Consider the following 15,001-nt stretch of genomic DNA (forward strand, 5'->3'; position numbering starts at 1 on the left):
ATGACTCCTACGACGGAGACCACGGTCGGGATCGGCGGCGCCGCGGAGAGCACCGACATGGTGCTCAACATCGGCCCCCAGCACCCCTCCACGCACGGCGTGCTGCGGTTGCGGCTGGTGCTGGACGGCGAGCGGATCGTCTCCGCGGAACCGGTGATCGGCTACATGCACCGGGGCGCCGAGAAACTCTTCGAGGCGCGTGACTACCGGCAGATCATCATGCTCGCCAACCGTCACGACTGGCTGTCGGCCTTCTCGAACGAACTGGGCGTGGTCCTCGCCGTCGAGCGCATGCTCGGCATGGAGGTGCCGGTCCGCGCGGTGTGGACGCGCACCCTGCTCGCCGAGCTGAACCGGGTGCTCAACCACCTGATGTTCCTCGGCTCCTATCCGCTGGAGCTGGGCGGGATCACGCCGGTCTTCTACGCGTTCCGCGAGCGCGAGGTGCTCCAGAACGTCATGGAGGAGGTCTCCGGCGGGCGGATGCACTACATGTTCAACCGCGTGGGCGGCCTCAAGGAGGACCTGCCGGCCGGCTGGACCGCACGCGCGCGTGCCGCCGTCTCCGCCGTGCGCTCCCGGATGGACGTCTTCGACGACCTGGTGCTCGGCAACGAGATCTTCCGGGGGCGGACGCGGGGCGTGGGTGTCCTCGCGCCGGAGGCCGTGCACGCGTACGGCGTGAGCGGTCCCATCGCGCGGGCCTCGGGCGTCGACTTCGACCTGCGCCGCGACGAGCCCTACCTGGCGTACGGCGAGCTCCAGGACACCCTCCGGGTGGTCACCCGGTCCGAGGGCGACTGCCTGGCCCGCTTCGAGTGCCTCCTGGAGCAGACGCACAACGCCCTGGACCTGGCCGACGCCTGCCTGGACCGGGCCGCCGAGCTGCCGCCGGGTCCGATCAACCAGCGGCTCCCCAAGGTCCTCAAGGCGCCCGAGGGCCACACCTACGCCTGGACCGAGAACCCCCTCGGCATCAACGGCTACTACCTGGTCAGCAAGGGTGAGAAGACCCCGTACCGGCTGAAGCTGCGCTCCGCCTCGTACAACAACATCCAGGCCCTGACCGAACTGCTGCCGGGGACCCTGGTGGCGGACATGGTGGCGATCCTGGGGTCGATGTTCTTCGTCGTCGGGGACATCGACAAGTAGGCGGCGCCAGGCCGGCTGCTACAGCAGTGCGTCCTTGATCCCGACCGGCTGGACCAGCCAGCCGAAGTCGCCGAGGCCGCCGGGGGCGGTGAGTTCGGCGGCCTCGCCGCTGACGGCGAGCGCGCGTACGTAGGCGGCGGGGTGTGTGGAGGCGAGCGTGAGCGGCGGGCGGGCGCCGACCACGCCCAGGGCGCGCAGGGCGTCGCGTTGGGTGCAGAGCAGCGCCTCGGGCAGCCTGAGCGCCGGGTCGAGCGCCGCGCACGCGTCCAGCGCGACGTGCGCCGTGATGTCGCACGCCCCGTCCGGCACGGGCACCGTCCCACGCCCCTTGCGGAAGCCGGTGAGCGTCCCGAAGGGCGGACGGGCGGCCACGGTGTGCGCGTAGTCCACGGCCACCGCGAGCCCCCGCTGGAGGCTGGTGACCGCGGACGCCCACGCCTGGTCCCGGGACAGGCCGATCTCCGCGCGCTGCCCCGGCTCGGTGCCCAGCGGCCACCACCGCGCCAGCCACTCCGCGTCCGCGCCCGACACGGGCCCGCCCGGCAGCTCGGTGCCGTCGCGCCGGACGAGCACCAGCCGGGTCACCCCGGCGGGGTCCACCTCGGCGACGTCGACCGGGACGTTGTCCAGCCACTCGTTGGCGAACAGCAGGCCGGTGACCGTGCGCGGCAGCTCGGACAGCCAGGTGACCCGCTCGGGGAGGCGGGCCGGGCGGTCGGCGATCTCGACGGCGTACGCGCGCGTGCGGGCCGACACCTCGGCGGGCAGCGCCGCGAGCACACCGGTGACCAGTTCGCCGCGGCCGGCGCCCATGTCGACGAAGTCGAGCTCCTCGGGACGGCCCAGCGCCTCGTCGACCCTGCACAGCAGCTCGGCCACCGCCTCGGCGAACAGCCGCGAGGCGTGCACCGACGTACGGAAGTGCCCGGCCGGCCCCTCCGGGCGGCGGTAGAAGCCGCCGGGGCCGTACAGGGCCGCCTCGGTGGCCGCGCGCCAGCCCCGGGCGTCGTCAGCCGTCTCTCGCGTCGCCTCATCCGTCACCGGGCCAGACTAGGCGCACAGGTGATCACCTTCTCCACCTTGCGGAGTACACGTGCGGAGCAGGGATCGGCCCTCCGGTTGACCCCTGCACCTATCACGCTTCCCTACTCTGGGTTACGTGCAGCGCCTCTATGACTTCCTCCGCAGGCACCCGACATGGGTCGACACCTTCTGGGCCGTCGTCCTGTTCGGGCTCTCCGGCGCGAGCGCCTGGAGGCTCGACCAGAGTCGGGACCACCACGGCTCGACCGCCGGCATGGTCGCCGTGTCGGTCGTGATGGCCGTCGTCGTCGCGCTGCGCCGCCGGGTCCCGGAGCGGATGCTGCTGCTGGCCGCGGCCACCGGCCTGGCCCAGCTGATGCTGGACGTGGAGACGACCGTCGCCAACTTCGCCATGCTGGTGATCGTCTGCACGAACGCCGCGGTCGGCGCCCGCTGGGCGTCCCGGTTCGGCCTGTACGGCGGGTTGTGCGCGGCGCCCCTGGCGGAGATCCGCTGGCCGCAGCACGACGCGAGTCTCCCCGGCCATGTCGCGATCGTGCTCTTCCAGACGGTGCCGTTCGTGCTCGCCTGGGTGCTCGGTGACTCCATGCGCACCCGTCGCGCGTACTTCGCGCAGCTGGAGGAGCGGGCCGCCCGGCTGGAGAAGGAGCGCGAGGCGCAGTCCAAGGTCGCGGTCGCCGCCGAACGCGCCCGGATCGCGCGTGAGCTGCACGACGTGGTGGCGCACAACGTGTCGGTGATGGTGGTCCAGGCCGACGGCGCCGCCTACGTCCTCGACGCCGCCCCGGACCAGGCGAAGAAGGCCCTGGAGACGATCTCCTCCACCGGCCGGCAGGCCCTCGCCGAGATGCGCCGCCTGCTGGGCGTGCTGCGTACCGGCGAGCACAAGGAGGTCGGCGAGTACGTCCCGCAGCCGGACGTCGAGCAGATCGACGAGCTGGTCGAGCAGTGCCGCACCTCCGGACTGCCCGTCGACTTCAAGGTCGAGGGCACCCCGCGCCCGCTGCCCAGCGGCGTCGAGCTCACGGCGTACCGGATCGTGCAGGAGGCGCTGACCAACACCCGCAAGCACGGCGGGCCCAACGCGGGCGCGAGCGTGCGGCTGGTGTACTTCGACGACGGACTCGGCCTGCTGGTGGAGGACGACGGTACGGGCGCCCCGCACGAGATGTACGAGGAGGGCGGTGCCGACGGCCAGGGCCACGGCCTGATCGGCATGCGCGAGCGGGTCGGCATGGTGGGGGGCACCCTCGACGCCGGCCCCCGCCCTGGCGGAGGATTCCGCATTAGTGCCCTGCTGCCGCTCAAACCGGCGCACTGACACTGACGCACGCCCCCGGTTGACACCTGTCACGCCCCGGAGAATCCGGGCGTAAGCAGACGAACGGAAACGGAAGAGGAGCCGATGACGATCCGCGTGATGCTCGTCGACGACCAGGTGCTGCTGCGCACCGGGTTCCGGATGGTGCTCGCCGCCCAGCCGGACATGGAGGTCGTCGCGGAGGCGGGCGACGGCGTCGAGGCCCTTCAGGTGCTGCGGTCCAGTGAGGTGGACGTGGTGCTGATGGACGTGCGCATGCCCAAGCTGGACGGCGTGGAGACCACCCGCCGCATCTGCGTCGAGCCCGATCCGCCCAAGGTGCTCATCCTGACCACCTTCGACCTCGACGAGTACGCCTTCTCCGGGCTGAAGGCGGGCGCCTCCGGCTTCATGCTCAAGGACGTGCCCCCGGGCGAACTGCTGGCCGCGATCCGGTCCGTGCACAGCGGTGACGCCGTCGTCGCGCCCTCCACCACCCGGCGGCTGCTCGACCGGTTCGCGCCGATGCTGCCCTCGGCAGGCAAGGAGCCCCGGCACCAGGAACTGGAGCGCCTCACCGACCGTGAGCGCGAGGTCATGGTGCTGGTCGCGCAGGGCCTGTCGAACGGCGAGATCGCGGGCCGGCTGGTGCTGTCCGAGGCGACCGTGAAGACCCATGTGGGCCGCATCCTGACCAAGCTCGGGCTGCGCGACCGGGTCCAGGTCGTCGTGCTGGCCTACGAGACCGGACTGGTCCGGGCGGGCGGCGGACGCGGCTAGGGCGCAACACGCCCTAGCGGAGTATGCCCTCCAGGAAGTCGCTGCCCAGGCGGGCGACGACCGTGACGTCGAGCTGGTGCAGCACGTACCGCCCGCGGCGGCGCGTCGTGACCAGGCCCGCCTTCTTGAGCACACCCAGATGCCGGGACACCTCCGGTGCCGAGAGACCGTGCGCCTGCGCCAGCTCGCTGGTGGTGTACGCGCTGCGTGCCAGGTACCGGCACAGCCGCATCCGCACGGGGTGGGAGAGCGCGGCCATCCGTAGCGTCAGCTGCTCCACCGACGCCGGAGAGGCCAGCTCCGGCGAGCCGGCCGGATAGTGCAGCACCGGCTGCCAGCCGAAGCGGTGCAGCACCATCAGGTGCGGCCAGCCGAGGCTCGTGGGCACCAGCAGCAGCCCGTCGGCGTCCGTCACCGCGTGCCCGTCGGTCAGCTTGTCCACGATGATGCGCGAGCCCGTCCCGTCCAGCGTCACGGAGGGCGAGACCGCCGTCAGCGCTTCGGCCAGCCCCTTGCGCCGCAGCAGCTCGGTCTTGTGCCGGGCGTCGGCCGCCAGCTGGTGCCGCAGCCGCGACCAGGCCTCGTCGAAGAAAGCGGTCGCGCAGTCCTCCAGGAACCGGCGCAGCCAGGCGCGCACGCTCGGCGGGTCGTCGAGCAGGCGCTGGGCGAAACGGACCTGCCGGGGGCCGCGCGAGGCCGCCACCTCCAGCGCCCGCCGACGCACCACGGGGTCCGCCAGGATGTCCGGGGCCCGGGTGTCGTACGACCACACACAGGTGAACTCCAGGGCGGCGTCCACGAACTGGGCGTCCGTCAGCTTGTCCAGCTGGTCCAGTTCCTCCGCGAGCGTGCCGCCCGGGACCGCGCCCGGCAGGCCCGCACAGGGCAGGAACAGGTCCGAGAACGTGGACCGCCACAGGAAGTCCGCCTCGGACATCCGGTCCGCCAGGTCCGGTTCCAGGCGCGCGGTCACGCCCGTCACCCAGCCCTGGAGGCCGGGGTGGTGTCCCGGCTCGGACAGCGCGTGCAGGGCCATGCCGAGCTCGGCCAGCGGCGAGGGCACGACAGCGACCCGCTCGGGCCGCAGCCCCGCGATGTCGATGCGTACGCTCATGTCCCCATCGTGCACCCGGCCACTGACAACGCCCCGCCGGCCGACCACGTACGGCCGCCCCGCGAAGAACGCTCCCCGGCGCTCCCCCGGGCCGCCCTCAGGCGCTCCCGCGGCCGGCTTCAGGCGCTTCCACAGCCCACTTCGGGCGCTCCCGCGGCGGGCTTCAGGAGGACGGCGCTTCGGGCAGGCGGCCCGCGAAGTCCGCGACCGCCGCCCGCACCTCCCGCGGCGTCCAGTCCAGGCCCGCCGCCGCCACCGTCACCTCGGTCATCGAGATGCCCGGACCCTTCGCGTTCCAGAAGCCGGCGAACAGGTAGGTGCCGGTCTCCTCGGCCTGCCGGAGCGCCGCCTCCGTGAGCACCTCCGCCTCGTACGGCAGCCAGACCTGGAACTGGTGGGTGTGAGGTTCCCCGGGGTGCACCCGGGACCAGGGGACGCCGGTCTCCCGAAGGCCCTCGCGCACGGCCGCGGCGACCACGCGCGCGTGCCGTACGTACTCCGGCAGGCGCGGCAGTTCGCGGTCCAGCCCGATCAGCGCCGCGAGGGCGGTCGGAAACTGCTGGAAGACCATCCCGCCGTACCGGTGGCGCCAGGTCTTCGCCTCGTCGACCAGGCTCCCGGGGCCGGCCAGCGCGGCCCCGCCGATACCGCCCAGGGACTTGTAGAACGACACGTAGACGCTGTCCGCGAGGTCCGCGATCTCGGGCAGTGGCCGCCCGAAGTGGACGGTGGTCTCCCACAGGCGCGCGCCGTCGAAGTGCACCACCGCGTCGCGCTCCCGGGCCGCCTCCACGACCTCGGTGAGCTCCTCCCAGGAGGGCAGCACGAAACCGGCGTCCCGCAGCGGCAGCTCCAGCATCAGAGTGCCGAACGGCTCCTCGAAGTCGCGTATCTCCTGGGCGGTGGGGAGCCGGGGCTCACCGGTGACTCGCACCGTGCGCAGGCCGGCCACCTCGCGGAAGGCGTCGCGTTCGTGCACCTCGGGATGGGCGAGGGCGTGCAGGGCGACCGTGGGGCTGCCGGTGCGGGCCGCCCAGCAGCGCAGGGCGACCTGCTGGGCCATCGTGCCGGTCGGGAAGAACGCGGCGGCCTCCGTGCCGAGCAGGTCCGCGACCCGCTTCTCCAGGGCCTCGACGACACCGTTGCCGTAGATGTCCACGGACTCGTCCAGGTCGTAGGCCCCGGGGGCGGCTTCCTGGAGCAGCGCGAGCTGTTCCCGGAGGGTGGCGCGCAGGTTCACGCGCGCGAGGACGCGTTCCGCCTCCCGGTAGGCGGTCGCGCGCCGCTCCTTCAGCCGTTGTTCGGCCGACAGGGGTGCCTCCGGTCGCACGGTGTCGCGGATCTCGTCCCCGGGGGTCTCGCCCGGGCCGGTTCCGTCCTGGGGGGTGGGCTGGTCGCTCATGCCCTGGATGATGCCGTGGCGCGGGCCCGTGCGGCCCGGGATTTTCCGCCCGGTGGCATCCGGCGCCCCGTCCCGGCGGCATCCGCTCCGGTGTGACGGGTCACCCACAGCCTGTGGACGGCCAACTGGGCCCGGACCCGATAGCGTTAACATGACGAGAAATCGTCCGGTACCCAGAGCGGACTGGAACGGGAAGGCCACTGCCGCGTGAGTACAGTCCAACAGCCAGATCCCAGCGACCGCCCCGCACGGCTCACCGTGGGCGTCGTCGGCGCCGGCCGCGTGGGCCCCGCGCTCGCCGCGTCCCTGCGGCTCGCGGGCCACCGTCCGGTGGCCGTCTCCGGTGTCTCCGACACCTCCCGGCGGCGCGCCGAGGCGATGCTGCCCGACGTCCCGCTGGTACCGCCCGCCGAGGTGCTCCAGCGCGCCGACCTGGTGCTCCTGACCGTCCCCGACGACGCACTGCCCGGCCTGGTCACCGGCCTCGCCGAGACCGGCGCGGTGCGCCCGGGCCAGCTGCTCGTGCACACCTCAGGACGCTACGGCGCGAAGGTCCTGGACCCCGCCCTGCGCGCGGGCGCGCTGCCGCTGGCCCTGCACCCCGCGATGACCTTCACGGGGACACCGGTGGACGTGCAGCGGCTGGCCGGCTGCTCGTTCGGCGTCACCGCGCCCGAGGAACTGCGGATGGCGGCGCAGGCCCTGGTCATCGAGATGGGCGGCGAACCGGAGTGGATCTCCGAGGAGAACCGCCCGCTCTACCACGCGGCCCTCGCCCTCGGCGCCAACCACCTGGTCACCCTGGTCTCCCAGTCCATGGAGCTGCTGCGCACCGCCGGCGTCGAGGCCCCCGACCGGATGCTCGGCCCGCTGCTGGGCGCCGCCCTGGACAACGCCCTGCGCTCCGGGGACGCGGCGCTGACCGGGCCGGTCGCGCGCGGGGACGCGGGCACCGTCGCCGCGCACGTCACGGAGTTGCGCAGGCACGCCCCGCAAGCCGTCGACGGCTACCTGGCGATGGCCCGCGCGACGGCCGACCGGGCCCTCGCGCACGGCCTGCTGAAGCCGGAACTCGCCGAGGACCTCCTCGGCGTCCTCGCGAACCGTCCCGGTGAAGCGAACGGCACCGACGGCACCGAAGGCACCGAAGGCCCCGAGGGGAACGCCCGATGACCACCGTCCTGCTGAGCACCGCCGACGAACTGCAAGCGCGCGTACGCCGCGGCCGCCGCGCCGTCGTGATGACCATGGGCGCCCTGCACGAGGGCCACGCCACGCTGATCCGCACCGCGCGGGAGACCGCGGGCCCGGACGGCGAGGTCGTCGTCACGGTCTTCGTCAACCCGCTCCAGTTCGGGGCCGGCGAGGACCTCGACCGCTACCCGCGCACGCTGGAAGCCGACCTGAAGATCGCCGAGCAGGCGGGCGCGGACGCCGTCTTCGCCCCCTCGGTCGACGAGGTCTACCCGGGCGGGCAGCCCCAGGTCCGGGTCACCGCGGGCCCGATGGGCACCCTCCTGGAGGGCGCCTCGCGCCCCGGTCACTTCGACGGCGTGCTCACCGTCGTCGCCAAGCTGCTGCACCTCACCCGCCCCGACGTGGCGCTGTTCGGGCAGAAGGACGCCCAGCAGCTGGCCGTGATCCGGCGCATGGTGCGCGATCTGAACTTCGGCATCGAGATCGTCGGCGTGCCGACCGTGCGCGAGGGCGACGGACTCGCGCTGTCCAGCCGCAACCGCTACCTGTCGGCCGACGAGCGGCGCACGGCGCTCACACTCTCCCGCGCGCTGTTCGCCGGCCGCGACCGGCACGCGGCGCAGGAGGCACTGCGCGCGCGGGCCCTCGAAGTGCCCTCCACGCGCGCGCGTGCCGAGGCCCTCAGCGCCATAGGGGAGTCCCGCGCCGCCGCCGACGCGCACGCCGTCGCCAAGGCCGTGCCGAACGCCGCCGCGGCCGTCCGCGCGGCCGCCCGCGCGGTCCTGGACGAGGGCGTGCACTTCGACCCGCCGCTCCAACTGGACTACCTCGTCCTGGTCGACCCCGCCGACTTCACCGACATCGACGACGACTTCACGGGAGAGGCCGTCCTCGCCGTCGCCGCCCGGGTCGGCAGCACCCGGCTGATCGACAACATCCCCCTCACCTTCGCCGCCCCGGGAGCCGCCTCGTGACCAGCACCGGCATACGACTGCACGCGCCCGCCCCCGGCTGGTCCATCGACGCGGACGTGGTGGTCGTCGGGTCAGGCGTGGCCGGCCTGACCGCCGCCCTGCGCTGCGAGGCCGCGGGACTGACCACGGTCGTCGTCACCAAGGCGCTCCTCGACGACGGCTCCACACGCTGGGCGCAGGGCGGCGTCGCGGCCGCCCTGGGCGAGGGCGACACCCCCGAGCAGCACCTGGACGACACCCTGGTCGCGGGCGTCGGCCTGTGCGACGAGGACGCCGTACGGATCCTCGTCACCGAGGGCCCCGACGCGGTACGACGGCTGATCTCGACCGGCGCCCACTTCGACACCGACGCGGACGGCGACATCGAGCTCACCCGTGAGGGCGGCCACCACCGGCGCCGGATCGCCCATGCGGGCGGCGACGCCACCGGCGCGGAGATCTCCCGCGCGCTGGTGGAGGCGGCCCGCGCGCGGGGCGTGCGGATGATCGAGAACGCGCTGGTACTGGACCTGCTGACCGACGCCGAAGGGCGCACGGCGGGCGTGACCCTGCACGTGATGGGTGAGGGCCAGCACGACGGCGTGGGCGCCGTGCACGCCCCCGCGGTGGTCCTCGCCACCGGCGGCATGGGCCAGGTCTTCGCCGCGACCACCAACCCCTCGGTGTCCACGGGGGACGGCGTGGCGCTGGCGCTGCGCGCGGGCGCGGAGGTCAGCGACCTCGAGTTCGTGCAGTTCCACCCCACCGTGCTGTTCCTCGGCGCCGACGCGGAGGGACAGCAGCCGCTGGTCTCCGAGGCGGTGCGCGGCGAGGGCGCGCACCTGGTCGACGCGGCCGGCGTGCGCTTCATGGTGGGGCAGCACGAGCTGGCCGAGCTGGCGCCCCGGGACATCGTCGCCAAGGGCATCATGCGGCGCATGCAGGAGCAGGACGCCGAGCACATGTTCCTGGACGCCCGGCACTTCGGCGCGGACATGTGGGAGCACCGTTTCCCGACCATCCTGGCCGCCTGCCGGGCGCACGGCATCGACCCGGTGACCGAGCCCATCCCGATAGCGCCGGCCGCGCACTACGCCTCCGGTGGCGTGCGCACCGACGCGCGCGGGCGCACGACCGTCCCCGGGCTCTACGCCTGCGGAGAGGTCGCCTGCACCGGCGTGCACGGCGCGAACCGGCTCGCCTCGAACTCCCTCCTGGAAGGGCTGGTCTACGCCGAGCGCATCGTCGCCGACATCACCGAGCGGCACGCGGCGGACCGCCTCCACGCGCGCGTGCCCGTGCCGGTACCGCACCCGGACCGGCCCGCGCACCCGCTACAGGTCCCCGAGGCCCGTTTCGCGATCCAGCGGATCATGACGGAGGGCGCCGGGGTGCTGCGCTCCGACGACTCCCTGACCAGGGCCGCCGAGCAGCTCCAGCGGCTGCACACCGAGGCCCGCGACGCCCTCGCCGAGAACGGCAAGACCGCCGAGCCCGGCGTGGACACCTGGGAGGCCACCAACCTCCTGTGCGTCGCGCGCGTGCTGGTCGAGGCGGCCCTCCGCCGCGAGGAGACCCGCGGCTGCCACTGGCGCGAGGACCACGCCGACCGCGACGACGCACACTGGCGGCGCCACATCGTCGTACGGCTCAATCCGGACCGTTCGCTGGCCGTACGCACCACCGACACCGCAGACTTCCCCCCTACCCGGCCGCATCAGCCATCCCAGGAGCAGTGACAGACGTGAGCACCAACGACCTTCCCCTCGCCGACGGCGGCGGCTGCGGCGACGGCTGTGCCTGTGGCGCCGAGGGCGACGAGGAGTACCTGGAGTGCGGGCTCGACCCCGCGCTCGCCGAACTCCTCGCCGCCGCCGGACTCGACCCCCTGGAGGTCGAGGACACCGCCAACGTGGCCATCCAGGAGGACCTCGACAACGGCGTGGACGTGACGACCGTCGCGACGATCCCCGAGGAGGCCGTGGCGACCGCCGACTTCGTCGCGCGCGAGGCGGGCGTGGTCGCGGGCCTCCGGGTCGCCGAGGCCGTGGTCTCCGTGGTCTGCACCGACGAGTTCGAGGTCGAGCGGCACGTCGAGGACGGCGACCGGGTCGAGGCCGGGCAGCCGCTGCTGTCCGTCACCACGCGCACCCGCGACCTGCTCACCGCCGAGCGCAGCGCGCTCAACATCCTGAACCGCCTCTCCGGCATCGCGACCGCCACGCGCGCGTGGGCGGACGCCCTGGAGGGCACGGACACGCGCGTGCGCGACACCCGCAAGACCACCCCGGGGCTCCGCTCCCTGGAGAAGTTCGCCGTGCGCTGCGGGGGCGGCGTCAACCACCGCATGTCGCTCTCCGACGCGGCCCTCGTCAAGGACAACCACGTGCTGGCCGCCGGTGGCGTCGCCCAGGCCTTCAAGGCCGTCCGCGAGGCCTTCCCCGACCTGGCCATCGAGGTCGAGGTCGACACGCTGCACCAGCTGCGCGAGGTCGTCGACGCGGGCGCCGACCTGATCCTGCTGGACAACTTCACGCCCGGGGAGTGCGAGGAGGCCGTCGCGATCGTGCACGGGCGCGCGCTCCTGGAGGCGTCCGGGCGGCTCACCCTGGACAACGCGCGCGCGTACGCCGACACCGGCGTGGACTTCCTGGCCGTCGGCGCCCTGACCCACTCCTCGCCGATCCTGGACATCGGCCTGGACCTGCGCGCGGCGGAGTGACGTCATGCTCCTCACGATCGACGTCGGCAACACGCACACCGTCCTCGGCCTCTTCGACGGCGAGGACATCGTCGAGCACTGGCGCATCTCCACGGACGCGCGCCGTACCGCCGACGAGCTGGCGGTGCTCCTCCAGGGCCTGATGGGCATGCACCCGCTGCTCGGCGACGAGCTGGGCGACGGCATCGACGGGATCGCGATCTGCGCGACCGTGCCGTCCGTCCTGCACGAGCTGCGCGAGGTCACCCGGCGGTACTACGGCGACGTGCCGGCGGTTCTGGTGGAGCCGGGGGTGAAGACCGGTGTGCCGGTCCTGACCGACAACCCCAAGGAGGTCGGCGCGGACCGGATCATCAACGCCGTCGCGGCCGTCGAGCTCTTCGGGGGACCGGCGATCGTCGTCGACTTCGGCACGGCGACCACGTTCGACGCGGTGTCCGCGCGCGGGGAGTACGTCGGAGGCGTGATCGCGCCCGGTATCGAGATCTCCGTGGAGGCGCTGGGCGTCAAGGGCGCGCAGCTGCGCAAGATCGAGGTGGCCCGGCCGCGGAGCGTGATCGGGAAGAACACGGTGGAGGCCATGCAGGCGGGCATCGTGTACGGGTTCGCCGGGCAGGTCGACGGGGTGGTCGGCCGGATGGCGCGCGAACTGGCGGACGACCCGGACGACGTGACGGTGATCGCGACCGGTGGGCTGGCGCCGATGGTGCTGGGCGAGTCCTCGGTGATCGACGAGCACGAGCCCTGGCTGACCCTGGTCGGACTGCGGCTGGTGTACGAGCGGAACGTGTCGCGGATGTGAGACGCGGGCGGGGTGGCGGTGAGCGCCGTCCAGGTGGGTGGCCCTCCCGCGCCACACCCGCACCGTATGTCGAGTTTGTCTGATTTACGCGTATCTTCGGTCCATGCCCACGCCATATGGATCCCGCGGCGGCATGGCGTTCGGTGCGGAGGAGCTGCGTGTGCTCCGCCGTGCTCTCGCCCTCGCCCTTCACCCCGGCCCCGCCTCCGCCGACGACATCAAGCACTGTCATCGGCTCGCCGAGTCGCTCGACGAGGCGACGCGTGAGGCGGCCCGGCTGCGTGCCTTCCTGGTGGCCGATCTCGCCCGGTACCGGGCGGCCCTGCCGGGGACCGTCACCGGCTACCTGGCCCTCCTGGAGGAGGCGCTCGGTGCCGGACACCGGCCCATTCCGGACGATCTCGCCGCGCTGCGGGCGCTGCGCGGGAACCCCGGCGCCGGGGCGCTGCTGGCCCGGTGCCAGGACCTCGCCGAGCGCGATGTGCGGGCCCGGCTCGCGCAGGGCGCCCGCAGGGTACCGGCGCCCGCCGTTCCGGCCTCCAGGGCCCGTCTGACGGCCCTGCCGGGCGGTGTGGCCGAGGAGCCGGAGCGCAAGCCGAAGGAGAAGCCCGCCGAGCGGCCCGCCCCACGGCCCGCGGCCCCCGACCCGGCCACACCGAAGCGCCCCATCCCCACCCCGGGCGAGGTGTTCCCCCGCCGCCGCCCCACCCCACCACCGGCCGGCCCCCCGCAGCAGCTCGCGGCAGGCTGAGTCGCCGGACGAGAGACCGCGAGCGGGCCCCGGGCGGGGCGAGACCGAGGCGGGGAGTCGAGGCGGGGCTAGGCGGGGACCGTGCGCGCGCAGGGCGGAGGCGAGAACCGAGCACCGGCTCGACGAAGGCCGAACGTCAGCGTGGTGGCCGGTGCGGCGGAGGCTGGGCGTCAGCGCGGCGGAGGCTGGGCGTGTGGGGCGGGCGCGGACCGGATCGGGTACGGCGTCGGCTTCGTCCGCGGAGCCACTGGCGGCAGATCGCCCCGTGCGGCGCCTGCGCGGACCGGATCGGTTGCGGCGTCGGCTTCGTTCACGAGAGCCACGGGTAGCGGGCCGCCCGCGGGACGGCCGAGGCCGAGGCTGAGCGCGCGCAGGGCGAAGGGGCTGCTCGGGGGTGTCGGGGAGTGGTTTGCGCACCCCGCCCCTTTCGCCCGGTGTCCCGTGGCTACTCTGGACCCATGGAATACGCCGCCGCGCTGCTGCCTCCGGTCGTCATGGCCATCTTCTTCATCGGCCTGGTCCGGGTGATCGTGAAGACCCAGGGAGGCGCCGCCAAGGCCAAGGAGGACGCCGCCGTCGACGCCGCCTTCGCCCATGCGGAGGGCGTCCGCCGGGCCGCCGCGCCGAAGAGCGAGGCCTGAGCCTCCGGCTGACGCCGGCCCGTACCGCCCCCGGCCCGCCCACCTGGGTTTCCGTGCCGCTCTGCGCCCTTTTTGCCCGTGTTTGTCGGCGGAAGGGCACGTCCGGCACGCCATTGGCGGGATCTCCCACTATTGTCTGAGCTGTGCCTCGCCCATTGGGAGAACTCGAAGACGCGGTCATGACGCGGGTGTGGAAGTGGAACCGCCCGGTGACCGTTCGGGAAGTCCTGGAAGACCTTCAGCAGGAACGGTCCATCGCGTACACCACCGTGATGACCGTTTTGGACAATCTCCATCAGAAGGGCTGGGTCCGCCGGGAGGCCGAAGGCCGTGCCTATCGATATGAGGCCGTCTCCACCCGGGCCGCCTACGCCGCCGCTCTGATGAACGACGCCTGGTCGCAGAGCGACAACCCGGCCGCCGCTCTCGTCGCCTTCTTCGGGATGATGAGCGACGAACAGCGCCAGGCTCTGCGCGACGCCGTGCGGATCGTGCAGGGACCGGATAGGCCGGAACAGCCCGAAGAACGCCAAGACCGGCCGGTCCGCCAAGAGGAGAACCCCGGCTCGGTGGTGGACCACGGCGGGCGATAGCGTCCGCTCATGTCAGCGATGCGCCCCGAAGTCACCGCAAAAGCCATCACCGTCAGGCGGGCCAGGACCAGCGATGTCCAGGCGGTGCGCCGCCTCCTTGACGTGTACGTCCGCGACCGCATCCTGCTCGACAAAGCCACGGTGACGCTTTACGAGGACATCCAGGAGTTCTGGGTCGCGGAACGCGACGACAACGCCGAGGTCGTCGGCTGCGGCGCACTGCACGTGATGTGGGAAGACCTCGCCGAAGTCCGCACTCTCGCGGTGAAGCCGGGCCTCAAGGGTGCCGGTGTCGGTCATCAGTTGCTGGAGAAGTTGGTGGAGACCGCGCGTTGGCTCGGTGTTCGCCGCGTTTTCTGTCTGACCTTCGAAGTCGAGTTCTTCGGGAAGCACGGCTTCGTGGAGATCGGCGAGACGCCCGTGGACACCGATGTCTACGCGGAGCTGTTGCGTTCCTATGACGAGGGCGTCGCGGAGTTCCTCGGACTCGAACGAGTGAAACCGAACACCTTGGGCAACAGCCGGATGCTTCTGCATCTGTGATCGCCGA

At 73.0% G+C, this 15,001-nt stretch carries 15 protein-coding genes; 12 read left to right on the top strand and 3 right to left on the bottom strand.

The genetic code is table 11. The features are described 5' to 3' along the window. Window positions 1–1,152 carry an NADH-quinone oxidoreductase subunit D gene (locus tag AAW13_RS06670; protein ID WP_046730892.1) on the top strand — a complete coding sequence of 384 codons (1,152 nt, stop codon included), beginning with the start codon at window positions 1–3 and terminating at the stop codon, window positions 1,150–1,152. An 18-nt stretch (window positions 1,153–1,170) separates the two neighbouring features. Here AAW13_RS06670 and AAW13_RS06675 read toward each other — a convergent pair whose 3' ends face one another. Next, window positions 1,171–2,193, bottom strand: coding sequence for an SAM-dependent methyltransferase (locus AAW13_RS06675; protein ID WP_046730891.1), 1,023 nt, complete (start codon window positions 2,191–2,193; stop codon window positions 1,171–1,173). 118 nt (window positions 2,194–2,311) lie between these two features. Between AAW13_RS06675 and AAW13_RS06680 the strand changes: the two genes are divergently transcribed. After that, a complete protein-coding gene (locus AAW13_RS06680) occupies window positions 2,312–3,517 on the top strand; it encodes a sensor histidine kinase (RefSeq protein ID WP_046730890.1) in 1,206 nt (401 codons plus the stop codon). An 84-nt stretch (window positions 3,518–3,601) separates the two neighbouring features. Beyond that, the gene (locus AAW13_RS06685) at window positions 3,602–4,276 is read left to right on the top strand and encodes a response regulator (RefSeq protein ID WP_046730889.1); all 675 of its coding nucleotides are present in this window, start codon (window positions 3,602–3,604) and stop codon (window positions 4,274–4,276) included. Between the two features lie 13 nt (window positions 4,277–4,289). Here AAW13_RS06685 and AAW13_RS06690 read toward each other — a convergent pair whose 3' ends face one another. Continuing rightward, entirely contained in the window at window positions 4,290–5,390 is a 1,101-nt protein-coding gene (locus tag AAW13_RS06690) for a DUF5937 family protein (protein ID WP_046730888.1), read from the bottom strand. A gap of 163 nt (window positions 5,391–5,553) precedes the next feature. Then, window positions 5,554–6,792 (bottom strand): threonine aldolase family protein, encoded by a 1,239-nt coding sequence (locus AAW13_RS06695; protein WP_079178730.1) that lies wholly within the window; start codon window positions 6,790–6,792, stop codon window positions 5,554–5,556. A gap of 207 nt (window positions 6,793–6,999) precedes the next feature. Between AAW13_RS06695 and AAW13_RS06700 the strand changes: the two genes are divergently transcribed. From AAW13_RS06700 to AAW13_RS06740, 9 genes are all read left to right on the top strand, one after another. Continuing rightward, complete coding sequence (locus AAW13_RS06700) at window positions 7,000–7,965, top strand: Rossmann-like and DUF2520 domain-containing protein (protein WP_046730887.1); 966 nt, start codon at window positions 7,000–7,002, stop codon at window positions 7,963–7,965. Beyond that, complete coding sequence (panC, locus tag AAW13_RS06705) at window positions 7,962–8,963, top strand: pantoate--beta-alanine ligase (protein WP_046730886.1); 1,002 nt, start codon at window positions 7,962–7,964, stop codon at window positions 8,961–8,963. Before AAW13_RS06700 ends, panC begins: the two co-directional genes overlap by 4 nt. Next, window positions 8,960–10,681 (top strand): L-aspartate oxidase, encoded by a 1,722-nt coding sequence (locus AAW13_RS06710; protein WP_046730885.1) that lies wholly within the window; start codon window positions 8,960–8,962, stop codon window positions 10,679–10,681. The genes panC and AAW13_RS06710 overlap by 4 nt, the downstream gene beginning before the upstream one ends. A 5-nt stretch (window positions 10,682–10,686) precedes the next feature. Then, window positions 10,687–11,664 (top strand): carboxylating nicotinate-nucleotide diphosphorylase, encoded by a 978-nt coding sequence (gene nadC, locus AAW13_RS06715; protein ID WP_046730884.1) that lies wholly within the window; start codon window positions 10,687–10,689, stop codon window positions 11,662–11,664. 4 nt (window positions 11,665–11,668) lie between these two features. Further along, window positions 11,669–12,466 (top strand): type III pantothenate kinase, encoded by a 798-nt coding sequence (locus tag AAW13_RS06720; RefSeq protein WP_046730883.1) that lies wholly within the window; start codon window positions 11,669–11,671, stop codon window positions 12,464–12,466. A gap of 133 nt (window positions 12,467–12,599) precedes the next feature. Beyond that, a complete protein-coding gene (locus AAW13_RS06725; protein WP_046730882.1) occupies window positions 12,600–13,217 on the top strand; it encodes a hypothetical protein in 618 nt (205 codons plus the stop codon). Window positions 13,218–13,675: 458 nt separating this feature from the next. Further along, complete coding sequence (locus AAW13_RS06730) at window positions 13,676–13,858, top strand: hypothetical protein (protein ID WP_046730881.1); 183 nt, start codon at window positions 13,676–13,678, stop codon at window positions 13,856–13,858. A 179-nt stretch (window positions 13,859–14,037) separates the two neighbouring features. Then, the gene (locus tag AAW13_RS06735) at window positions 14,038–14,451 is read left to right on the top strand and encodes a BlaI/MecI/CopY family transcriptional regulator (RefSeq protein WP_046730880.1); all 414 of its coding nucleotides are present in this window, start codon (window positions 14,038–14,040) and stop codon (window positions 14,449–14,451) included. A gap of 9 nt (window positions 14,452–14,460) precedes the next feature. After that, a complete protein-coding gene (locus AAW13_RS06740) occupies window positions 14,461–14,994 on the top strand; it encodes an amino-acid N-acetyltransferase (RefSeq protein WP_046730879.1) in 534 nt (177 codons plus the stop codon). Window positions 14,995–15,001: the final 7 nt, after the last annotated feature.

It is taken from the genome of Streptomyces humi (genome assembly GCF_001005085.2).
GTDB classification, from domain to species: Bacteria; Actinomycetota; Actinomycetes; order Streptomycetales; family Streptomycetaceae; genus Streptomyces; species Streptomyces humi.

Coding starts and splice junctions, on each gene's coding strand:
- AAW13_RS06670 (WP_046730892.1), top strand. CDS start 1: ATGACTCCTACGACGGAGACCACGGTCGGGATCGGCGGCGCCGCGGAG.
- AAW13_RS06685 (WP_046730889.1), top strand. CDS start 3,602: ATGACGATCCGCGTGATGCTCGTCGACGACCAGGTGCTGCTGCGCACC.
- AAW13_RS06690 (WP_046730888.1), bottom strand. CDS start 5,390: ATGAGCGTACGCATCGACATCGCGGGGCTGCGGCCCGAGCGGGTCGCT.
- AAW13_RS06695 (WP_079178730.1), bottom strand. CDS start 6,792: ATGAGCGACCAGCCCACCCCCCAGGACGGAACCGGCCCGGGCGAGACC.
- panC (WP_046730886.1), top strand. CDS start 7,962: ATGACCACCGTCCTGCTGAGCACCGCCGACGAACTGCAAGCGCGCGTA.
- AAW13_RS06720 (WP_046730883.1), top strand. CDS start 11,669: ATGCTCCTCACGATCGACGTCGGCAACACGCACACCGTCCTCGGCCTC.
- AAW13_RS06725 (WP_046730882.1), top strand. CDS start 12,600: ATGGCGTTCGGTGCGGAGGAGCTGCGTGTGCTCCGCCGTGCTCTCGCC.
- AAW13_RS06730 (WP_046730881.1), top strand. CDS start 13,676: ATGGAATACGCCGCCGCGCTGCTGCCTCCGGTCGTCATGGCCATCTTC.
- AAW13_RS06735 (WP_046730880.1), top strand. CDS start 14,038: ATGACGCGGGTGTGGAAGTGGAACCGCCCGGTGACCGTTCGGGAAGTC.
- AAW13_RS06740 (WP_046730879.1), top strand. CDS start 14,461: ATGTCAGCGATGCGCCCCGAAGTCACCGCAAAAGCCATCACCGTCAGG.